General features: G+C 75.1%; 21 protein-coding genes. 4 read left to right on the forward strand and 17 right to left on the reverse strand.

The window, feature by feature from the left end; translation table 11 throughout:
- Nucleotides 1-137: 137 nt before the first annotated feature.
- A complete protein-coding gene (locus ACZ6W9_RS08620) occupies nucleotides 138-956 on the reverse strand; it encodes a sirohydrochlorin chelatase (protein ID WP_389969453.1) in 819 nt (272 codons plus the stop codon).
- Nucleotides 957-1,247: 291 nt separating this feature from the next.
- Nucleotides 1,248-1,805, reverse strand: coding sequence for a GNAT family N-acetyltransferase (locus ACZ6W9_RS08625; RefSeq protein ID WP_389969455.1), 558 nt, complete (start codon nucleotides 1,803-1,805; stop codon nucleotides 1,248-1,250).
- A 234-nt stretch (nucleotides 1,806-2,039) separates the two neighbouring features.
- Between ACZ6W9_RS08625 and ACZ6W9_RS08630 the strand changes: the two genes are divergently transcribed.
- The gene (locus tag ACZ6W9_RS08630; protein ID WP_389969457.1) at nucleotides 2,040-3,167 is read left to right on the forward strand and encodes an alpha/beta hydrolase; all 1,128 of its coding nucleotides are present in this window, start codon (nucleotides 2,040-2,042) and stop codon (nucleotides 3,165-3,167) included.
- A 9-nt stretch (nucleotides 3,168-3,176) separates the two neighbouring features.
- Here ACZ6W9_RS08630 and ACZ6W9_RS08635 read toward each other — a convergent pair whose 3' ends face one another.
- Nucleotides 3,177-3,599, reverse strand: coding sequence for an Lrp/AsnC family transcriptional regulator (locus ACZ6W9_RS08635; RefSeq protein ID WP_470117193.1), 423 nt, complete (start codon nucleotides 3,597-3,599; stop codon nucleotides 3,177-3,179).
- A gap of 157 nt (nucleotides 3,600-3,756) precedes the next feature.
- Between ACZ6W9_RS08635 and ACZ6W9_RS08640 the strand changes: the two genes are divergently transcribed.
- Nucleotides 3,757-4,611 carry a tryptophan 2,3-dioxygenase gene (locus ACZ6W9_RS08640; protein WP_389969459.1) on the forward strand — a complete coding sequence of 285 codons (855 nt, stop codon included), beginning with the start codon at nucleotides 3,757-3,759 and terminating at the stop codon, nucleotides 4,609-4,611.
- A 92-nt stretch (nucleotides 4,612-4,703) separates the two neighbouring features.
- Here the strand turns inward: ACZ6W9_RS08640 and ACZ6W9_RS08645 are convergent, their stop codons facing one another.
- Entirely contained in the window at nucleotides 4,704-5,732 is a 1,029-nt protein-coding gene (locus tag ACZ6W9_RS08645) for a LysR family transcriptional regulator (protein ID WP_470117027.1), read from the reverse strand.
- 71 nt (nucleotides 5,733-5,803) lie between these two features.
- Here ACZ6W9_RS08645 and ACZ6W9_RS08650 point away from each other — a divergent pair, with 71 nt between their 5' ends.
- The gene (locus ACZ6W9_RS08650) at nucleotides 5,804-6,670 is read left to right on the forward strand and encodes a 4-hydroxy-tetrahydrodipicolinate synthase family protein (RefSeq protein WP_362946426.1); all 867 of its coding nucleotides are present in this window, start codon (nucleotides 5,804-5,806) and stop codon (nucleotides 6,668-6,670) included.
- 34 nt (nucleotides 6,671-6,704) lie between these two features.
- Here ACZ6W9_RS08650 and ACZ6W9_RS08655 read toward each other — a convergent pair whose 3' ends face one another.
- The 8 genes from ACZ6W9_RS08655 to ACZ6W9_RS08690 all read right to left on the reverse strand — a co-directional run bounded on the left by ACZ6W9_RS08655 (nucleotide 6,705) and on the right by ACZ6W9_RS08690 (nucleotide 13,529).
- Nucleotides 6,705-7,514 carry an Fpg/Nei family DNA glycosylase gene (locus ACZ6W9_RS08655; RefSeq protein ID WP_470117029.1) on the reverse strand — a complete coding sequence of 270 codons (810 nt, stop codon included), beginning with the start codon at nucleotides 7,512-7,514 and terminating at the stop codon, nucleotides 6,705-6,707.
- Between the two features lie 49 nt (nucleotides 7,515-7,563).
- Nucleotides 7,564-7,785, reverse strand: a complete 222-nt coding sequence (locus ACZ6W9_RS08660; protein WP_389969465.1) for a hypothetical protein — start codon at nucleotides 7,783-7,785, stop codon at nucleotides 7,564-7,566.
- Between the two features lie 236 nt (nucleotides 7,786-8,021).
- Nucleotides 8,022-8,627, reverse strand: a complete 606-nt coding sequence (locus ACZ6W9_RS08665) for a response regulator (RefSeq protein WP_470117032.1) — start codon at nucleotides 8,625-8,627, stop codon at nucleotides 8,022-8,024.
- Complete coding sequence (locus ACZ6W9_RS08670) at nucleotides 8,624-9,760, reverse strand: sensor histidine kinase (protein WP_470117034.1); 1,137 nt, start codon at nucleotides 9,758-9,760, stop codon at nucleotides 8,624-8,626. Before ACZ6W9_RS08670 ends, ACZ6W9_RS08665 begins: the two co-directional genes overlap by 4 nt.
- 192 nt (nucleotides 9,761-9,952) lie before the next feature.
- Nucleotides 9,953-10,672: an ABC transporter permease gene (locus ACZ6W9_RS08675; RefSeq protein ID WP_389969471.1), complete on the reverse strand. Its 720-nt coding sequence runs from the start codon at nucleotides 10,670-10,672 to the stop codon at nucleotides 9,953-9,955.
- 2 nt (nucleotides 10,673-10,674) lie between these two features.
- The gene (locus ACZ6W9_RS08680) at nucleotides 10,675-11,583 is read right to left on the reverse strand and encodes an ABC transporter ATP-binding protein (protein ID WP_389969473.1); all 909 of its coding nucleotides are present in this window, start codon (nucleotides 11,581-11,583) and stop codon (nucleotides 10,675-10,677) included.
- A gap of 162 nt (nucleotides 11,584-11,745) precedes the next feature.
- Nucleotides 11,746-12,207: a ribosomal maturation YjgA family protein gene (locus tag ACZ6W9_RS08685; protein ID WP_389969475.1), complete on the reverse strand. Its 462-nt coding sequence runs from the start codon at nucleotides 12,205-12,207 to the stop codon at nucleotides 11,746-11,748.
- A gap of 152 nt (nucleotides 12,208-12,359) precedes the next feature.
- Nucleotides 12,360-13,529 carry an FAD-dependent oxidoreductase gene (locus tag ACZ6W9_RS08690; RefSeq protein WP_389969477.1) on the reverse strand — a complete coding sequence of 390 codons (1,170 nt, stop codon included), beginning with the start codon at nucleotides 13,527-13,529 and terminating at the stop codon, nucleotides 12,360-12,362.
- Between the two features lie 53 nt (nucleotides 13,530-13,582).
- On the opposite strand from ACZ6W9_RS08690, the gene ACZ6W9_RS08695 reads away from it, so the two are divergent.
- Nucleotides 13,583-14,413, forward strand: a complete 831-nt coding sequence (locus ACZ6W9_RS08695; RefSeq protein ID WP_470117037.1) for a TetR/AcrR family transcriptional regulator — start codon at nucleotides 13,583-13,585, stop codon at nucleotides 14,411-14,413.
- Here the strand turns inward: ACZ6W9_RS08695 and ACZ6W9_RS08700 are convergent.
- The 5 genes from ACZ6W9_RS08700 to ACZ6W9_RS08720 all read right to left on the reverse strand — a co-directional run bounded on the left by ACZ6W9_RS08700 (nucleotide 14,324) and on the right by ACZ6W9_RS08720 (nucleotide 19,007).
- Nucleotides 14,324-15,400, reverse strand: a complete 1,077-nt coding sequence (locus ACZ6W9_RS08700) for a DUF2332 domain-containing protein (RefSeq protein WP_389969481.1) — start codon at nucleotides 15,398-15,400, stop codon at nucleotides 14,324-14,326. The two genes, ACZ6W9_RS08695 and ACZ6W9_RS08700, sit on opposite strands and share 90 nt — an antisense overlap.
- Nucleotides 15,401-15,555: 155 nt before the next feature.
- Nucleotides 15,556-15,876: a type II toxin-antitoxin system PemK/MazF family toxin gene (locus tag ACZ6W9_RS08705; RefSeq protein WP_470117195.1), complete on the reverse strand. Its 321-nt coding sequence runs from the start codon at nucleotides 15,874-15,876 to the stop codon at nucleotides 15,556-15,558.
- Nucleotides 15,866-16,096, reverse strand: a complete 231-nt coding sequence (locus ACZ6W9_RS08710; RefSeq protein ID WP_389969483.1) for a hypothetical protein — start codon at nucleotides 16,094-16,096, stop codon at nucleotides 15,866-15,868. Before ACZ6W9_RS08710 ends, ACZ6W9_RS08705 begins: the two co-directional genes overlap by 11 nt.
- An 86-nt stretch (nucleotides 16,097-16,182) precedes the next feature.
- Entirely contained in the window at nucleotides 16,183-17,505 is a 1,323-nt protein-coding gene (locus ACZ6W9_RS08715) for a tetratricopeptide repeat protein (protein ID WP_470117040.1), read from the reverse strand.
- Complete coding sequence (locus ACZ6W9_RS08720; protein ID WP_470117042.1) at nucleotides 17,502-19,007, reverse strand: AAA family ATPase; 1,506 nt, start codon at nucleotides 19,005-19,007, stop codon at nucleotides 17,502-17,504. Before ACZ6W9_RS08720 ends, ACZ6W9_RS08715 begins: the two co-directional genes overlap by 4 nt.
- Between the last annotated feature and the right edge of the window lie 74 nt (nucleotides 19,008-19,081).

Here is a 19,081-nt window from a genome sequence, read left to right on the forward strand (position 1 = left end):
CCCTCCCGGCCGTCCCGTGCGCCCCCTTCCGGCGGGGCCGCGCCGGAAGGGGGCGCGTGCGTGAAGCCATCAGGCGTCGGCGGCTCCCGGCCGCCGGCCGTCCTCGATCGCCGGTATCCGTGCCCGGCCGCCGATCGTCAGGCGTCCTCGGCCAGGACGCTTCCGTAGGCACGGGCGGCGAGGTCGGCGATGAGGCCGTGCGCGCCGAGCGGGTCGGCGCACTCGGCGCCGATCCGCGCCGCCGCGTCGCCCGCCAGGCCGGGTCCGGCCTCGGGTCCGATGAGACAGGGGGAGAGGGCGATGCGCCCGGCGCCGACGTCGCGGAGCCGCTCGGCCGCGGCGGCGACGTCCGGGCCGCCGTCCAGGGAGGCGACCAGCACGGGGAGGGTCAGCCGTGAGGCCAGCAGGACGGCCGTCGGCTGGGCCTCGGCCGCCCCGTTCGAACCGCCGACCGTGGCGAGGACGACCGCGTCGATGGGGCTTCCGACGTTGAGCAGCCGCATCCGGTCCGCGCGGGCCAGGTTCTTCTCGGCCAGGCGGATGTGCAGCGCCTCGGCGAGCAGCGGGTGCGGCCCGAGCGACTCGGTCACCCGCACCGCCGCCCCGCTCGCCGCGACCGCCGCGGCGATCACGCCGTCGGCGACCGGGTGCGGGCCGGTCAGCAGGGGAACCACGATGGCGGCCTCGCCGTCCGCGGGACGCTCGCGGGCCGCCGCCTCCAGCTCGGAGGTCAGCTCCTTGCCGTCCTCGCCGAGACCGGCGAGGCGTACTTCGATCTGTGGGTTGTCCACCCGGATCATGGACGCCAGCTCGGCGGCGACGCCTGACGCGTCGCCGAGCGTGGCGAGCACCAGCGCGGGTGCCTCGGGTGGGAGCTGGGAGGGCACGGGTCTGCGGTGCCGGCCGGAGGGCCGTACGGCGCGCCCGCGTACGGGGAGGCTGGAACTCTCACTCACAGGGGCGGACTCTAGGGGTATTTCTCCACCTTTGTTATTGAAAATGGCAGCAATTCCGTCACGACCTCCGGCATGCGGGCCGTACGGACGTCTCCGGATCCGGTTTCCTGTCGGGGCCGGTCCGGACGGTCACGGACCGTGGGCGACGGACCGTGGCCGCGGTCGGCGGGTGCGTGCCCGGGACTCTGACGGGTCGGCGGATGCGCGTCCGGGGACTCGGTCGGGTCGGCGGACGCGTGCCCGGGGCCGCGCGGGTCGGCGGGTGCGTGCCGGGGGTCCGCGCGGGACGGGTCAGACGTCGCGGTACCCCTCCCACTCGTCCTCCAGGGCCGAGTGGATCACGGAGTCGCGCCAGGCGCCCCGGGCCCGCACGTGGTGCCTGATCCGGCCCTCCTCGACCATCCCGGCGACCAGCATCGCGAGCTGGGCCGCGGTGTTGGCGGGGGAGCGCGCGCCCCAGACGCGGTGCAGGCGCAGGTCCCGGAAACCGAACGCGAGCATCAGCCGGATCAGGTCGGTGCCGATGCCGCGGCCCCAGTGGTCGGGCCGCAGACCGAGGCTCAGCTCCGCGCTGTGCGGGTGGTCGGCGTCGATGCGCAGACGGGCCACGCCGATGGCGTCGTCACGGTCGGTCTCGGTCACGGCGAGCACGTACAGCCGCCGGGGCTCGACGCCGGCGGCGTCCGTCGCCTCGGCGACGATCTCCTCGACCTCCTCGCGGGTGCGCGGGTCGAACGGCAGGTGCTCGGTGGCGGTGGGATCGCCGTACACGGCATGGAACGCGTCCACGTCCGCGGCGGTCACTTCCCTCAGCCGGAGCCTCTTGCCGGAGATCTCAACGTGGCGCATGGGCAGACGCTAATGCCTCAGCTGTCCCAGAAGCTAGGGACCGACACCCCGATACCACCCCAAAAACCATGAAATACGCCGCGAGCCGGGTTCAGGGTGAAAAAAGGGTTGTTATCCCCCTCGTGGTCGCCCGCTCGCCCGGTCGCCCCGACGACGCCGGACGGTTCCCGCCTCCGGCCTGGATCCCGGACGCATCCCCGTACGACCATTCGGTGGATAGTGGACAATAAGCGGATGATCTTCGCTTCCGAGGTGCTCGTGGTCACCGGTCCCGCCCTGGTAGCCGACCTCCGGCTGCTCACCGAGGTGGCCGACCGTGAGTTCGCCGCACTCGGCGTCCAGGGCAGGGTGTCGCCGGCGGCCGACCTGGCCGCCTTCCGCGAGGCGCTGGAGTCGCCCGGCCCGGTGGTCGCCGTCCCCGGCCCCGACCCCGAGGCGCGAGCCCTGTTCGCCGGGCATCCGCGGGCCGTCTGGGTGGACCTCACCAAACCGGCCGCGCCGGGCGACCGGCTCCCCCCGCCCGCCTCGGGCCCCGGCGCGACGTACCTGTACGGGCGCGGGGTCGGCGGGCTGACCTGGGCGATCAGGCACGCCGTACACCGGCTGCGGTGGCCGGCCCGGCGGGTCCCCTACGGTGAGCACCCCGACCAGTGGGCCGACGTGCGCCTTCCGGAGGGCGGCGACGCCGGGCGGGCGCCCGTGGCGGTGCTGATGCACGGCGGCTACTGGCGCTCCGTCTGGGGCGCCGACCTGATGGACGCGCTCTGCGTCGACCTGGCCGGACGCGGCTTCGCCACCTGGAACCTGGAGTACCGCCGCCCCGACCTGCACGGCTGGGCCGCGACCACCGAGGACGTGGCGCGCGGCGTCGCACTGGCCGCCGGGGACGCCCCCGGACCGGTCGTGGTCATCGGCCACTCGGCGGGCGGCCAGCTCGCCCTGCGCGCCGCCGCCGACGACCGCCGGATCACCCTGGCCGTCTCCCTGGCCGGCGTCGTGGACCTCGTGGAGGGCGAGCGCAGGGACCTGGGGGACGGCGCGGTGGCGGCCGCCCTCGGCGGGACGGCCGACGAGGCACCCGAGGTCTACCGCGACGCGAGCCCGATGGAACGGCTGCCCCTGGGCGTCCCCCAGCTCGTCGTGCAGGGCGGGGGCGACAACCTCGACCTCCTCGATCTGGGCCGCCGCTACGCCCGCGCCGCCCAGGACGCCGGGGACGACGTGACGTACCTGGAGATGTCCGGCGGCCACTTCGACGTCATCGACGCCGCCTCCCCGATCTGGCGCGCCACCGCCGGCGCCGTCACCGGCCGCGTCCTCCCTCCCGGCCACGCCTCCCGCGGCCTCCCCCCGGAGGCGTGAGGGCGGGACCTACGGCGTCAGGGGCCGCCAGGGGACCGGGCTGGAGAGCACCATCATGCTCGACGGGTGCCCGTACGGCGCGAGCCGGTCGATCAGATCCTCGAACGCCGTCATCGACGAGGCGGCCACCCGCAGCAGGCAGCAGGTGTCGCCCGTCACCCGGTGCACCTCCAGGATCTCCGGCCAGGTCAGCGCCTGCTCGTCGCGCAGCACGCAACGCGGCCCGTAGCAGGACATCCTGATCAGCGCCGCCACCCCGCGCCCGGCCAGCGCCGGATCGATCCGCGCGTGGTAGCCGATGATCACCCCGGTCTCCTCCAGCCGCCGCACCCGCTCGGCCACCGCCGGGGCCGACATGTGCACCCGCCGGGCCAGCTCGCTGTAGGACAGCCGCGCGTCCCGCTGCAGCTCGCCCAGCAGGGCCCAGTCCATGGCGTCCACGGTCACACTCCGTCATGTCGCAAACCGAACCGGCCGGACGCCTTCCGTTCCGAAGGCGGAAGTCGCCCATCGCCTTTGGTTGATTATTTCGCAACACGCGACTCCGGAGCACCATGGAAGTGGATCGGAAACATGCGAGGAGTACACGATGACCGCCACCAGGCAGCTCAGCGAGCATGACCGCGAACTGCGGTCCATCGCCAACGAGGGCCTGCCCACGCTCGCCTTCGACAGCGCCACGCCGTACGACGACTACGTCGGGACGGCGATCCTGCACCGGCTCCAGCGCACCGTCACCGACGCCCCCGAGGAACTGGCGTTCCTGGTGACCACGCAGGTGATGGAGCTGTACTTCGGCCTGCTGCGCGCGGAGTGGCAGCTCGCCCAGCGCCAGCTCGACGAGGACGACGCCGACGCCGTGACCGCGACGATCAGGCGTTCCGTCCGGCACTTCGAGGCGCTCAACGCCGCCTGGGCGTCGCTGAGCTGGCTCACCCCGGCGCAGTTCAACCGGTTCCGCGACGCGCTCGGCGAGGCGTCGGGCTTCCAGTCGGCGGCCTACCGGCACGTGGAGTTCCTGCTCGGCAACAAGTCCGAGGCCCTGACCCGCCCGCACCGCCGCAGCCCCGAGACCTACCGGGAGCTGGTCAAGGCCCTCTCCGAGCCGAGCCTGTACGACTCGGTGCTCGCCTTCCTCGCCCGGCGGGGCCACGCGGTCCCGCGGGAGGCGGTCGAGCGCGACTACGCCGCCGACTACGAGCCCAGCCCCGAGGTCGAGGCCGTCTGGGTCGAGGTGTACGGCGGGCCGCTCGCCCCGCTCGGCGAGGCGCTGACCGATCTGGCCGAGAAGTTCTCCGACTGGCGCTACCGCCACGTGATGGCGGTGCGCCGCTCGATGGGCGCCAAGCCCGGATCCGGCGGGTCCAACGGCCTGGCCTGGCTGGAGCGCAGCATGCAGCGCCAGATCTTCCCCGAACTCTGGACCGCCCGCACCGTCATGTGAGCCGTACGGCCCGCCTCCCCGCACGGTTGGCGCTTTCCGGCGGTTCGCGCGGGGACGCGGACCATGCCGTGCCCACCCCGGGTGCCGTCGCGTCAGGCGCGGGGGTCCGCCGGAGTCGAGGAGCGCAGCGCGGCGACGAAGGCGGCGATGGCCGGATGGTCGCCTGACCCGCGGCGGAAGGCGATCAGCGTACGGCGGCGCATCGGCAGCTCCGCGAGCCGGACGCCGCCGGGCGGGTCGGCGGCCCCCAGTTCCGGCACGAGCGCGACGCCCTGGCCGATCGCGACCATCGCCAGCACGGTGGTGAAGTCATCGACGTGGTGCCGGATCCGCGGGGCGAACCCGGCCGCCTGGCAGGCCCGCACGGTCATCGCGTGGCAGAGGGTGCCGGGGGTCGAGGTGATCCAGGGGGCGTCGCGCCACCTCGCCAGTGGATCACCGCCGGTACCGTCTCCGGTCCCGCCGCCTCCGTTCCCGCCCGCACCTCCACCTGTTCCGTCGCGCCCGCCCGCGTCGCCGTACGCGTCCGCCCGCTCCGCCGGGAAGCCGGCGCCGTCCGGGAAGTCGGCGCCGTCCAGGGAGGCGGCACGGCCTGGGGAGGCGAGGAACATCGACTCCTCCAGCAGCGGCCGGGAGTCGAGGGCCAGGTCGGGGGCGGCGGGGACGAAGTCGTACTCGTGCACGAGGGCCACGTCCAGGTCGCCCGCCCGCAGGCGCGGCGCCACCTCGGCGGGGTCGATCTCGTCCACCATCGGCTCCAGCCCGGGATGGTCGCGGCCCAGGGCGGCCAGGGCCGCGGGCAGGATGGCGCGGGTGGCGGTGGGGAAGGCGCCGATCCGGACGGTGCCGGTCAGGTCGGTCCGCGCCGCGGCCAGCTCGGCCGCGGCCTGCTCCAGCCGTTCCAGCACGGCCTCGGCGTGGCCGACCAGCGCGATCCCGGCGGGGGTCAGCCGTACCCGGCGGCCGGTCCGTTCCAGCAGCGCCGTCCCGGCCTCCCGTTCCAGTACGGCGAGCTGCTGGGAGACGGCCGAGGGCGTGAAGGCCAGGGCCTCGGCGACCGCGGCGATCGTGCCCCGGTGGGCCAGTTCGCGCAGCAGGCGGAGACGTCGCACATCCAGCATCAGTTCAGCTTAACGTTCTCGGAAGAAAAGCGAACTGGACCTGCACGGTCGGCGGCCGGGAAGCTGGAGGCATGAACCTGAACGGTGTCCTCGTCCCGCTCGTCACCCCGTTCGCCGAGGACGGCGAGATCGCCCTCGCGGCGCTCGAAGACCTGGCGTACGCCGCCCTCGACGAGGGCGCGACCGGGCTGGTCGCCCTCGGCACCACCGCCGAGGTCGCCACCCTGGCACCCGACGAACGGCAGGCGGTCGTCGAGGTCTGCGGCCGGGTGTGCCGGGAGAGGGGCGCGACGCTCGTCGTCGGGGCCGGGTCGAGCGACACCCGCGGATCGGCCGCCGCCCTGCTCGCCCTCAAGGACCGCGCCGACGCCGCGCTGGTCACCGTGCCGTCCTTCGTCCGGCCGTCCGAGGCCGGGGTGCTCGCCCACTTCGCCGCGCTGGCGCAGGAGACCCCGGTGCCGCTCGTCGTCTACAACATCCCCTACCGGACCGGCCAGTCCGTCGGCGCCGCCACCCTGCGGCGGCTGGGGGAGCTGCCCATGGTGGCCGGGGTCAAGCACGCCGTCGGCGGCGTCGACCAGGACACCGTCACCCTGTTGGCCGACCCGCCCGAGGGATTCGCGGTGCTCGCCGGCGACGACCCGTTCTTCTCCGCGCTGCTCGCGCTCGGCGCCTCCGGCGGAATCCTCGCCTCCGCCCACCTGCTCACCGCCCGGTTCGCCGAGCTGGCGCGGGCGTGGCACGCGGGCGACGTCGCGCACGCCCGGACCCTGGGGCACCGGCTGTCCGTCATGTCGGCGAGCCTGTTCACCGAACCCAACCCCACGGTCCTCAAGGGCGTGCTGCACGCCCAGGGCCGGATCCCGACCGCGGCCGTCCGGCTGCCGCTGATCCCGGCCTCCCAGGCGTCGGTCGACGCCGTCCTCCGGCTCCTCTGACCACGCGGCCGGGGCGGTCAGGAAGGCCAGGAGGTCAGGAGGTCTGGCAGCCAGGGCACCAGAACAGGTTGCGGCCGGAGAGGACCCCGGTGCGGACCTCCGCCCCGCACAGGAGGCACGGCATGCCGAAGCGCCGGTAGACGTAGACCTCGCCGCCGTGGCCGTCCACCCGGGGCGGGCGGCCCATCGCCTCCGGGGTGTGCTCGGGCCGGACCGTGTCGATCCGGCCCACGCGCACCCCCTCGGCCATCAGGAACACCAGGTCGTCCCAGATGGCGGCCCACTGCTCGCGGGTGAGGTCGCGGCCGGGCCGCGCCGGGTCCACCCCCTGGCGGAACAGCGCCTCGGCGCGGTAGATGTTGCCCACGCCCGCCACCACCGACTGGTCCATCAGCAGGACGCCGATGGAGGTGCGGCTGCGGCCGATCCGCCGCCAGGCGAGCTCGGGGTCGGCGTCCGCGCGCAGCGGGTCCGGGCCGAGCCTGGCGTGCAGAGCCTTCTTCTCACCCGGGTCGAGCAGCTCGCAGGTATTGGGTCCGCGCAGGTCGGCGTGGTGGTCGGGGCCGGTCAGGCGCAGCCGCACCGCGCCGACCGGGGCGGGCGCGGGCACCGGGCCGAAGGCGTATTTGCCGTAGATGCCCAGGTGCACGTGGAGCCAGGTGTCGTCGTCGAAGCCGAGCAGCAGGTGCTTGCCATGCGCGTCGGTCTCGCGCAGCACCCGCCCGTCGATCCGGGCGGCCCCGGCGGCGAACCGGCCCTGCGGGCTCTCGGCGCGGATCGCCCGGCCGCCGAACAGCTCGCGGTGCCGCGCGGCCAGACGGTGGATGGTGTGTCCCTCAGGCATGATGCGCACAGGATACGGCGCGTCCGGCGCCCACCCGTACGGAGCCGGTTCAGCCGGGCCCGGGGCCGATGCCGGTGGGCCGCGCGGAGCCGGCGACGGTGGGACCGAGCCACGCGAGCGGGTGGGGGCCGGCGACGGTGGGACCGAGCCACGCGGCCGGGTGGGAGCCCGCGCGGTCGGGGCCGGGTGCGAACGCGCCCGAGACGAAGCCGATCGACATTCCGAGGACGGCCGCGCCGAGAACCGCCGCGGTGAGACGCCGTGAACGCATTGTTTCCTCCATCGGGATCGATCGCGGGTGCCACGTGGCGCCCGCGTCCTGCCGGTCGGATCGGGGACGCGCCAGGTGAACGCGGGCTCTTCTCCGCCCCGCCTCGCGGTCTCTCCGGAAAGCCTCCCGGCCGTTCGACGGGTGGCTTTTTCCGGAGACATGTCCCATCGTGGACCGGTCCGCTCAACGGACTGTTGCAGGCGGACGCAGCGGACTGTTGCAGGGGGATTGCCGCCTCAGAGCCAGCCGTACTCCTCGGCGATCAGCGCCGCCTCCGCGCGGGTGCTCGCCCCCGTCTTGCCGATGGCAGAGGACAGGTGGTTGCGCACCGTGCCGTTGGACAGGGACAGGGCTCTGGCGATCTCGGCCACCGTGCCGCCGCCGCGCGCCTGCCGCAGCACGTCGCGTTCCCGGGCGGTCAGCGGACCGGCGCCGCTGGCCAGGGACTCGGCGGCCAGGGCCGGATCGACCACCCGCAGCCCGGAGTGCACCCGCCGCACCGTGTCGACCAGGTGCTCGGGGGAGGAGTCCTTCACCACGAACCCCGCGGCGCCGTTCTCCATCGCCCTGGCGAAGTAACCGGGCCGTCCGAAGGTCGTGCAGATCACCACGCGGCACGAGGGAAGCGCCGCGCGCAGTTCGGCGGTGGCGGCCAGCCCGTCCATCCCCGGCATCTGCACGTCGATCAGCGCCACGTCCGGGCGGGCGCGGCGGGCGGCCTCCACCACCTCGTCGCCCGACCCCACCTGGGCGACCACCTCGATGTCCGGCTCCAGCGCGAGCATCGCGGCCAGCGCGCCCCGGACGAGCGCCTGGTCGTCGGCGAGCAGCACCCTGATCACGATCGGCCCGCCAGCAGCCGGAAACCGCCCTCGGGCAACGGGCCCGCCTCCAGCCGCCCGCCCGCCGCGCGCAGCCGTTCCGCCAGGCCCGCCAGGCCGTTCCCGGGCCCGTGCGAGCGGGCGGGGGACCGGCCGTCGTCGCGGATCTCCAGCGACGACTCGCCGAGCCGTACCTCGCACCGGGCGGCGCCGCTGTGCCGTACGACGTTCGTGACCCCCTCGCGCAGCACGTACGCGAACGGTTCCCGCAGGTCGGAGGAGACGTGGTCCACGGCGTGCGGCAGCGTGGCCCGGATGCCCGCCGCCCGCAGCGCCGCGCGGGCCCCGGCCAGCTCGACGGCCAGCGACGGCCGGCGGCGGCCGGAGACGGTCGCGCGGACCTCCGCGTGCGCCTCCCGGGAGAGCCGTTCGGCGTCGCGCAGTTCGGCCACCGCCCGTTCCCGGTCCGCCCCGCTCTCCAGCAGGCGGCGGGCCAGACCGGTCTTCGCGGTGATCGTCGTGAGGGTGTGCCCGAGGACGTCGTGCAGGTCCCTGGCCAGCCGGGCCCGCTCCGCCGCGGTCGCCAGCGTCGCGATCTCGTCGCGGGCCTGGCTCAGCTGGACGATCAGCCGGACCAGCATCATGATCGCCACCGGCGTGACGGTGCCCGGGATGACCGCGATCCCGGCGTCCGCGTCCACCGAACCGGTCACCGCCCAGACCACGGCCAGCCGCCCCGCCGCGGCCACCAGGCCCAGCAGGACGCCCCAGCGGGCGGGCAGCAGCCACACGGCCGCGGCGAGCGCGTAGACGAGGCGGTCCAGACCGGCCAACGGGTCGTCCTGGAGCAGGACCAGGCCGCCGCCCAGCGCGAACAGCCCGCAGAGCAGCGCGATCCGCGCCCGGGGCGGCCACCCGGTGCCCATCGCCACCCCGGCGACCCAGACCGCCGCGTAGCAGACCGCCAGCACCGCGGCCGCGGCGCTGGCCGGCCCCGCGTCCGGCCGGACGGCCTCCGCGACGGCATGCCAGACCGGCCAGGCCGCGGCCAGGACCAGTACGGCGACGCCCCGCGCCGCCGTCCACCGGCCGCCCCCGCTGCCGACGCTCCGGACCGGCCACGCCGCGGCGGCGAACAGGCCCTGATCTCGCATGGTGATCACCCTAGTTCCCCGTCGGGCGGCGGACCTCCGCCCGACGCCCTGTCTCCACCCGGCCGCCGCACCCTGAGCCCGCCGTCGCCACGGACCCGCCGTCACACCCGGGACCGTGGTCATCCCGGGGCCGCCGTCACCTCGGAGACGATCCCGGGACGGCCCTTGTCCCCGAAGGGACCGCCGCGCCGGTCAGGTGCGCGCACTGTCCCGCCGGTAGCGGGCGACGACGGCCGCGCCCAGCACCACCGTGTAGAGCGCCAGCACCGCGACCGCCGTGCCGAGCCGGGCGTCGCCGGTCGCCGCCGCGTGCCCCAGCTCGGCCAGCCAGTAGCTCGGCAGCACCTGGGCGACGGCCACGAGCCCCGTGGGGAACACGGAGGCCGGGATGAGCAGCCCACCGAGGAAGCTGAGCACCAGTGCGAGCCCGCCGTAGACGACCTGCGCGTTCCGCGCGGTGACGAGCTGCCCGGCCAGCAGGCCGAGCAGGGCGAACGGCACGGTTCCCAGCCAGCATCCGAGAACCGCCCAGGCCCGGCCGCCCGCCGGCAGCTCCACCCCCGACACGGACGCGGCCAGCACCACGCCGACCACCGGGGGAAGCGCCACCAGCATGGCCACCGATGCCTTCGCCACCAGGTAGCCCCCGCCGGAGAGCGGGGTCAGGCGGAGCTGGCGCTGCCAGCCCGAATTCCGCTCCACCGCCGTGCGGGCCCCGGTGTCGAGCGCCGCCTTGAGCGCTCCGAAGGCCGCGAGCCCGCCCATCGTGTACGCGGCGGAGCCCCGGCCGGCGGCGCCGGTGGACATGCCGGCCTCCAGGAGGAAGAGCCCGACCGGCAGGACCACGGCGAACAGGAGGAACTTCGTGTCGCGCAGCGCCCGCCTGATCTCGAACGTCAGATATCCCGCCATGGTCACACCTCCTCCGCGAGAGGCGCGGTCAGCCGGAGGAACGCCTCTTCCAGGCTCAGCGCCCGGACCTCGACGTCGTGCGCGGCGGGGAAACGCGTCATCAGCTCCCGCAGCAGCGCGGCCGAGTCCGCGCAGCGCAGCTCGGCGCGGTCGCCGCGCAACTCCACGGCGGTCACCCCGGGCAGCGCCAGCAGCTCCTCCGGTCGGGCGCCCGGCACGGCGGCGCGAACCGTCCAGCCGCCGGCCTCGGAGACGACGGCGGCGACCGGGCCGTCGGCCACGACCCTCCCGCCCCGCACGAGGACGACACGGTCGGCGTGCTTCTCCGCCTCCTCCAGATGGTGGGTGGCGAACAGCACGGTACGGCCGGCACCGGTGAGGGAGCGCACCGCGGCCCAGAACTCCCGGCGGACGCCCACGTCCATCGCCGAGGTCGGTTCGTCGAGCACCAGCAGGCCCGGGTCGGACACCAGCGCCATGGCGAACCGGACCCGCTGCTTCTGACCGCCGGAGAGCCTCGCCGAGCGCCGCCCGGCGAGGTCCTCCACCCCGGCCCGGCGCAGCGCCTCCGCAACCGGCAGCGGCGCGCGGTGCAGCGAGGCGATCATCGCCACGATCTCGCGGACGGTCACGTCGTCGAGCAGCGCCGCCTCCTGGAGCATCACGCCCACCGCGCCGTCGCGCACCGCCTCGGCGGGCGTCCGCCCCAGCAGCCTGACCTCGCCGGAGTCCGGCCTGGTCAGGCCGAGGAGCATGTCGATCGTCGTGGACTTGCCCGCCCCGTTGGGCCCGAGCAGCGCCACCACCTCACCCGGCTCGACGAGAAGGTCGATCCCGTCCACGGCGCGCACGTCGCCGTAGTGTCTGCGGAGGCCGTGTGCGGCCACCGCGTGTCGATGCGTTCGTTCCATGCCGCAAGCCTCCGCCGCGGACGGGTCCTTCTCCTCGGCCGTCTGTCACGACCGGCCCACGACAGATGTCACGGGTCACTCGGCACGGGCCGTCGGCGCGGCGAGGGACCCGCCTGTCCCGGCCGGTGCCGGAGCCGGAGCAGATCAGTCCGGCCGGTCCGGTCAGACGGTCCGGTGACCGTGGCGCGAGTGGACGGCGACCGCGGCCGTGTGCGCCGTCGCGGCGAGGAGCGCCCCGGCGGCGTAGGCGGCCAGGTCGGCCGCGCCGAACGTGCTGCCGAGCACCAGCCGGGCGAGCACGCTCGCCTCCGACAGCGCCGCCGGGACCGGGGTGAGCTGGGCGAACTCCACCGCCCAGCTGAACGCCAGCGCGCAGGCCGCCGCACGGAACGGCGAGACCCGCGGAACCGCCGCGACGACGAGCGCGTGCACGAGCACGGTGTACAGGGCGTCCCCGGCGTACTTGCCGAACCAGCCGCCGGTGAGCGCGCGGACCCCCAGCCCGGCGGCAACCGTGAGGGCGACCGCGAGGACGGCGGGCAGCCGCGCGCGGACCGCCTCGAACCGGCGGGGAGGGCCGGCGGTGGGCGGGGTGTCCGGGGAGGTGCGGGGGGCGGCGGGCACGGCCACACCATAGCGGCCGCACCGCGCGGCACGGCACCGCGCCGCGCCACACGGCACCGTGCCGCCCGTGCCGCCCGTGCCGTTCGTGCCGTGCGGCGCCGTCCCGCGAGGCCGGGGCGGGCCGCCGGCGCCGGTGCTCTCGTGGCCGGCGGTCAGGAGGGCTGGAGCTCGTCGAAGAGGGCGAGGGCCTGGGCGGGGTCCGGGCTCACGAGGCGTTCCAGCCCGGCCGCCGTCATCTCCGCCCACCTGCCGGCCCGCGCCTGCATCCGTTGCTCGAAGGCGCGGACGGCCTCGTCCAGATCGCCGGGGGCGGCGACGGCCTCGGCGAGTTCGGCGCCTTCCAGCAGCGCGAGGTTCGCACCCACCCCCAGCGGGGGCATCAGGTGGGCGGCGTCGCCCAGCAGCGTCACCCCGGGGACGTGGGCCCAGGTGTGGGACACGGGCAGGACGTGGAGGGGACGGTGGAAGAAGGCGGTGCCGTGGCGCAGCAGGTCGAGGACGGGAGCGGCCCAGCCGTCGAACAGCGCCAGCAGGGCCGACCGTACGGCCTCGGCGTCGGTCAGGTCCAGGCCCCCGTCTAGGCTCGCGCCCATGCCGGTGTTCAGGCCCATGTGCCGGTCCGGGTCCGTGTGCCAGTCCAGCGGCGCGCGGAACTGGGCGTACACCTTGACGTGGCCGCCGCTGTTGCGCTGGGCGACGAGGCCGCGGTTCACCCCGTACACGGCCACGGCGCCGTCGCCGATCATCCGGGCGAGGCCGGGGTGGCGGGTGTCGACGTCGTCCAGGGAGGTCTCGACCGCGGTGATGCCGGTGTAGTGCGGCGTCGCGGACGAGACCGCCGGACGGACCCGGGACCAGGCGCCGTCCGCGCCGACCACGAGGTCGAACGTCTCCTGCCGCCCGTCGGCGAAACGGACCAGCGCGCCGTCCCGGGTTCCCGGCGTCACCTCCGTCACCTCCCGGCCCCACCGGACGTCGAGGGGGCCGAGCAGCAGGTCACGGAGCTGCCCACGGTCGATCTCGGGGTTGGCCCGCTCATCCGGGCGGGGCCGCCAGTCGCGGAGGACGGTTCCGTCGGTGTCCAGGATGCGCATGGCCTGCCCCTCCGGGCGGGACAGCGCCTGGAACCCCGCGAGCAGCCCCGCCTTGTCCAGCGCGAGCTGGCCCATCTTCTCGTGCAGGTCCAGCGTGCCGCCCGGGGGGCGGGCGTCGGGGGCGGGATCGCGTTCGAGGACGGTGACGGGGTGACCGTGTCGATGCAGGACGCGGGCGAAGGTGAGGCCGGCGGGTCCGGCTCCGATCACAGCGATACGGTGTCTCATATCGATACACTGTATTGATCTGTTGCACTGTATCGCAACAGTACGATGTGGCCATGACCGTGTGGGATCGTCCGGAGCCGCCGGCCCGCCCCGTGCCGCTCGACCGGGAGCGGATCGTCGCCGCCGCCATCGCGCTGGCCGACGAGGGCGGGCTGGAGGCGGTGTCGCTGCGCAAGGTCGCCGCCCGGCTGGACGTCGGCCCGATGCGGCTGTACGGATACATCTCCACCAAGGAGGAGCTGTTCGACCTCATGGTGGACGAGGCCTACGCCGAGATCCTCCCCGAGGAGCGGCCCGGTGACTGGCGGGAGGCGCTGCGCCTCCTCGCCTGCCGCACCAGGCGGGCCGCCCTCCGCCACGAATGGCTGGCCGACCTGCTCGGCGGCCGTCCGGCCCTGGGCCCGAACGCCCTCGCCGTGAGCGACACCACGCTGGACGCCCTCGACGGCCTCGCCGGCCTCGACACCGTCATGCGCGCCGTGGAGACCGTCAGCGCCTACTTCATCGGCGCGATCAGACGCGAGGTCGCGAACCTGCGGGCCGAGCGCGCCACGGGCCTGTCCGACCGCGACTGGCAGCGCGCCTCCGGCCCGCACGTGACGAGGATGCTGGCCACGGGCCGCTTCCCGGCGCTGGCCAAGTTCGTGCACGACGGCACGGAGGTGGACGCCGAGACGTCCTTCACGACCGGCCTGGACTGGGTCCTCGACGCCGTGGCCGCCAAACTCGCCCCGCCGCCGATCGACGCCGTGGCCGCCGGACTCGCCCCGCCGCCGTCGGCTGACGCCGGGACGTCAGCCGGTGACGGGCCGGGCGGGGAGGCCGTGCGGGCGGGCCTTCGCCAGGACGGTCTCGGCCGTCCCGCAGAGCCGTACGGCGAGTAGGAAGCGGTGCCGGTCGCCGATCCGGCGCGGCTCGAAGGAGATGTGCGCGAAGGGCGCCCGCGGCGTGCTCGTCCTCGCCAGCCGGTCCAGCTCCCGCTCGACCCGGGCCCACTCCTCGCCCCGGACGTACTGGCGCATGATCGAGTGCCAGACCACGGTGAGCGTGCCGGGCTCCGGCCGTACCCGCGCCAGGAAGTCGGCGGCGCCGATGGCCTCTACCTGAGCGGGGACCCGCGCGGCCACCCGCAGGGCGCCCTCCAGCCGGGCGAGGCGCGCGGTCTGGTCGGGCCAGACGTAGGCGCGCAGCGCCAGCGCGCCGCCGGGGGAGAGCGGGTCGATGGGCGCCGGGTCGCAGCCGCGCCGCTCGATGAAGGTCAGCTCCGGGCGCTCGGCCGCGGCGTCCAGGAGCCAGACGGGCGGGGCGTCCGCCCAGGCGTCGTCCAGCACGACCGGGGAGTCGGCGGGCCCCCAGGCGAAAGCGCCGGCGGTGTAGCGGAAGCGGTCGGCGCGCAGGTTCAGCCCGGCGCTGGCACCCAGCTCGAACAGCCGGATCGGCAGCGGGGCCGCCCCGGTGACCTCCAGCAGCCCGGCGATCAGGAGGTTGGACCTGCCGACCTCGTTGGTCTGCGGCGGACGGGTCATCCAGTCGCGGACCCACCCCGGCTCGGCGGCGACGGCGTCGCGGAAGGCCCGCCAGCAGGGCTCCGGGTCGTCCGGGTCGAACGAGCCGCCCGTGCTGGGGTAACAGGCCGCCAGGTCCGGGGCCCGGCCGGTGAGGGCCAGGGCGTGCACGCCGCCCAGCAGTCGCAGCGCGACGGCGTCGGGCCCGGGGGCGTCCTCGTACCCGGCGAGCGCGGCGGCGCAGGGACCTCCCTCGCGGACGTCCTCCGCCACCCGCTCCAGCAGGAACGCGTACAGCGGCGAACCGAGGCTCCGGCAGGCCCGGGCCTGGTGCTCGACCATGACGGCGGCGCGCTCGCGGGACATCGGACCCCTCCTGACCGGGCGCCGGTCCACCCGATCGCCCGACCGGGCGCCGACTCACCCGCATACCGACGAGCATGCACCCCCGCCGATCCGCGCGGCCGGGCGGGGGCGGGTCAGGTTCGGTCGTGGCGCGTGCCGGAGTCGGGGCCGGTCTCTCAACGGCGCAGGGCGAGGACTCTGCGCAGGGTTCTGCCGATCTCTTCCAGCTCGTGCAGGGAGAGACGTCCGGCGAAGTCGCCGAGCCGGGACACATCGGCGGCTCTGATCTGATCGACCAGGGCCCGGGTTCTCTTACCGTTCAGCTCGATCTCCGGGCGGTAGAGGGCGGGGCCGGCACTCGTGGAGGTCGGTGCGACGATTTGGGTGGACAGCGCGGACAGGAAATCGGCCTGCAGCAGCACCGCGAAGCGCTCACCCCGTTGTTCGTGACCCACGGTGTCGCGAAGCACCCGCAGGCGATAGACGTCACCACGCATCGGCGTCACCCAGCGCTCGTTGGATGGCGCGGATCTCGGCCAGATCGTCAGGGTCGGAGGCCAGTCTTTCCGCGTCGGCGCGGGCCTGCTCCATCCATCGAAGCCGTCCCGCGATGTGGATGGCCTCGCGGACCACCTCGTTCGTGGACCTGCCGTCGGCGGTCAGCTCGGAAAGAACCCTCTCCGTGTCCGGATCGATCTCGACTGTCAGCATGCCCATATCTTCACTGTACGACGGCTGGTCTCGCAGGCGTTCGAGCGATTTCCGTAACTGATTAGGCACTTAATGTGATCGATGGGGAACGGTCAGAGCCCGGCCACCTCATGGGAGGGGACCCGGCCGAGCAGCCGCCGGACCGCCGCGGCCACCCAGATCGTGCCCAGCCCCGCCCACATGACCAGCAGCGGGACGCTCTCCGGCCGCTGGAGGGCCGGCCACAGCGCGGGCAGCGCCGGTGACACCGCGATCGTCAGCGCCAGCAGCCCCGCCCACCCGGCGAGGACCTTGCGGGCGCGCGGCGCGGCGGTGTGGGCCGCCTCCTGGACCGGGGTGACCAGCGCCAGCAGCGCCGCGCCCGCCGTGCCCGTCACCGGCTGCGACAGGGCGACGCCCGTGCCCAGCAGCGCCGCGCCCGCGAGGAGTACGGCGCAGCACAGGACCGCCGACCGCACCTCGCCGCGCCGGAACAGCAGCCGGGTGTACGAGCCGCGGGCCAGCCCGAGCGTGACCAGTGACTCGGCCACCCACATCGTCCAGTGGGCCACCGCGGCCAGCACGAAGACGACGATGAGCGGGGGGATCAGGGGCAGCGCGAGCATCCATCGGGCGCTCAGGCCGCCCGGCAGCCGCGACACCGCCCGGTACAGCGGGTTGCGCCGCTTGAGCGCCACCACGAGCAGCTCCCGCGCGTGGTCCGCCCCGGGACTGAGCCGCAGCACCTCCCGGAACGCCCGCGCCGCGTCCCGGGCGGCGCCGAAGGCCAGGTGGATCCGGCCGTACACCAGGTGCGCGGCCGGCGACTCCGGGTCGAGCCGCACCGCGTCGGAGGCGGCCGCCAGCGCACCCGGCCGGTCTCCCAGCTCACCGAGGGCCACCGCGAGGAGACCGGTGAGCCGGCTGCCGTGCGGGTCGAGGGCCAGGCCCCGCCGGGCGGCCTGCGCCATCAGCGGCCACTCCTCGCGGTCCCCGTGCACCCGCGTCAGCAGCTCCCAGATCTGCGCCTGGTCATGGTCGATCGCCAGCGCGGCCCGCGCGGCGCGCAGCGCCTCCTCCGAGCGGTCCGCGTGGTAGAGGACCTGGCCCGCCGTGTGGTGCGTGTACCAGTGGCCGGGGGCCAGCCGTACCGCCTCGACGGCCTCGGCGACGGCCTCGTCCACCGCCCGCCGGGAGATCAGGGCGAGCGCGAGCAGGCAGTGCGCGGCCACGTGCCCGGGGTCGAGGGCCAGCGCGCCGCGCAGCTCCCGTTCGGCGACCTCGGCGCGGCCCAGCTCCAGCAGGGTCCGCGCCCGCTCCACGGCCGCGGCCGGGCCGTCCCCCGGGGAGGCCGCCGGACCCCCGGAGCCTCGAAGCCCCGGGCCGTGCGGCCCGGGGCCCCGCGGGCCGGACCCCTCGAAACCGGTCGTGCTCACCGCAGATCACGCAGCCAGGGCAGCAGGTCGTCCCACACGCCGCTCTCGTTGGCGTGCAGCACGTAGTTGCGCGCCGTGCCCAGCCACTCCCGTACGGCGGTGGGCCGCATCGTCCTCGCGGCGGCCATGAGGTCCGGGGTGGACAGCGGGACCGGCCGGCCCACCCGGATCGACTCCTGCAGCTTGGCCTCGACCGCGCGGTCCACCAGGCCCTTGAGGTCGGCGCCGACGAACCCCTCGGTGGCCTTGGCCACCTTGTCGAAGTCGATCTTCTCCAGGGGCTTGTCGCGGCACATCAGCGAGAGCATCGCGGCCCGCGCGGCGACGTCCGGCGGCGGCACGAACACCATCTGGTCGAACCTGCCGGGGCGGCGGAAGGCCACGTCGATGTACCAGGGGGCGTTGGTCGCCGCCAGCACCAGCACCCCCTCGTTGGCGTGCTCGTCCACCCCGTCGAGCTCGGCGAGGAACTGGTTGACGATCTGCCGGCTGTGGGCCTGGCGCATGTCGGAACGACGGGCCGCGAGCGCGTCCACCTCGTCGAAGAACAGCACGCACGGGCGGTTCCGGCGGGCCATCTCGAAGGTCGCGCGCAGGTTGCGCTCGCTCGACCCGGTCCACATGTCGAGGATGTCGGCCAGCCCGACGTCGATGAACGCCGCGCCCAGCTCACCGGCGGCGGCCCGCGCCAGGTGCGTCTTGCCCGCGCCGGGCGGCCCGTACAGCAGCACCCCTCCGCCGGCCCGCTTGCCGTACGCCGCGAACAGCTCCGGCTGCATGACCGGCAGCAGGAGCTTCATCCGCAGCGACTCCTTGACCTCCTCCATCCCGGCCACGTCGGAGAAGTCCACCCGGGAGCGCTCCACCTCCGCGGTCGGCTCCGCCTCCGCCGAGCCGTACGGCGCGCCGTCCGCGGGCTGCGGCGGCGTGTACGGGGGCGGCGGCGAGGCGGGGATCAGCGGGGGAAGCGGGGGCGCGGACGGCGAGGCGGGGGCCGGTGCGGCGGGGATCAGCGAGGGCGGCTGCGCGGCCGGGGCCGGAGCCCGCGGTGCCGGAGCGGGCGGCACGGGAGCCTGCGGCACCGGGGCGGCGGGCGGGGCGTCCTCCAGGCCGAGCCGGGCGGCGAGCTCGGGGTCGGCCTGTGACGGGTCACGGCCGACGGCGTGGCGGTACCAGTGGACGGCGCCCGGTCTGTTGACCGGAAGCGCCGCCCTGACCATGAGCATGTCGACGCGTATCGGGCGGTCGGGCATGGACACCAGCGGGTCGAGTGTTCTCAGCGCCCGGTTGTACTCGCCCAGCCCGACGTACGCCTCCGCCAGGCCGATCGTGAGATCGACGTCGCCGGGGGAGAGCGCGAGCGCCGCCCGGTGCTCGTCCGCGGCCTCGGCGAAGCGGTCCGCCGCCAGCAGCAGGCCGGCCAGGTGCCGCCGCAGCGGGAGGTTCTCCGGGGAGAGGCGGGCCGCCTCGCGCAGCGCGTTGAGCGCGGTCTCGTCGGTCACGTGACGGGTCCTTTCACAGCCGGACGTGAGCTTCGTGTCGGTTCCGGGGATTCGCCCTTTTTGGAACCGGGCAC

The organism is Streptosporangium sp. NPDC053982 (genome assembly GCF_055585205.1).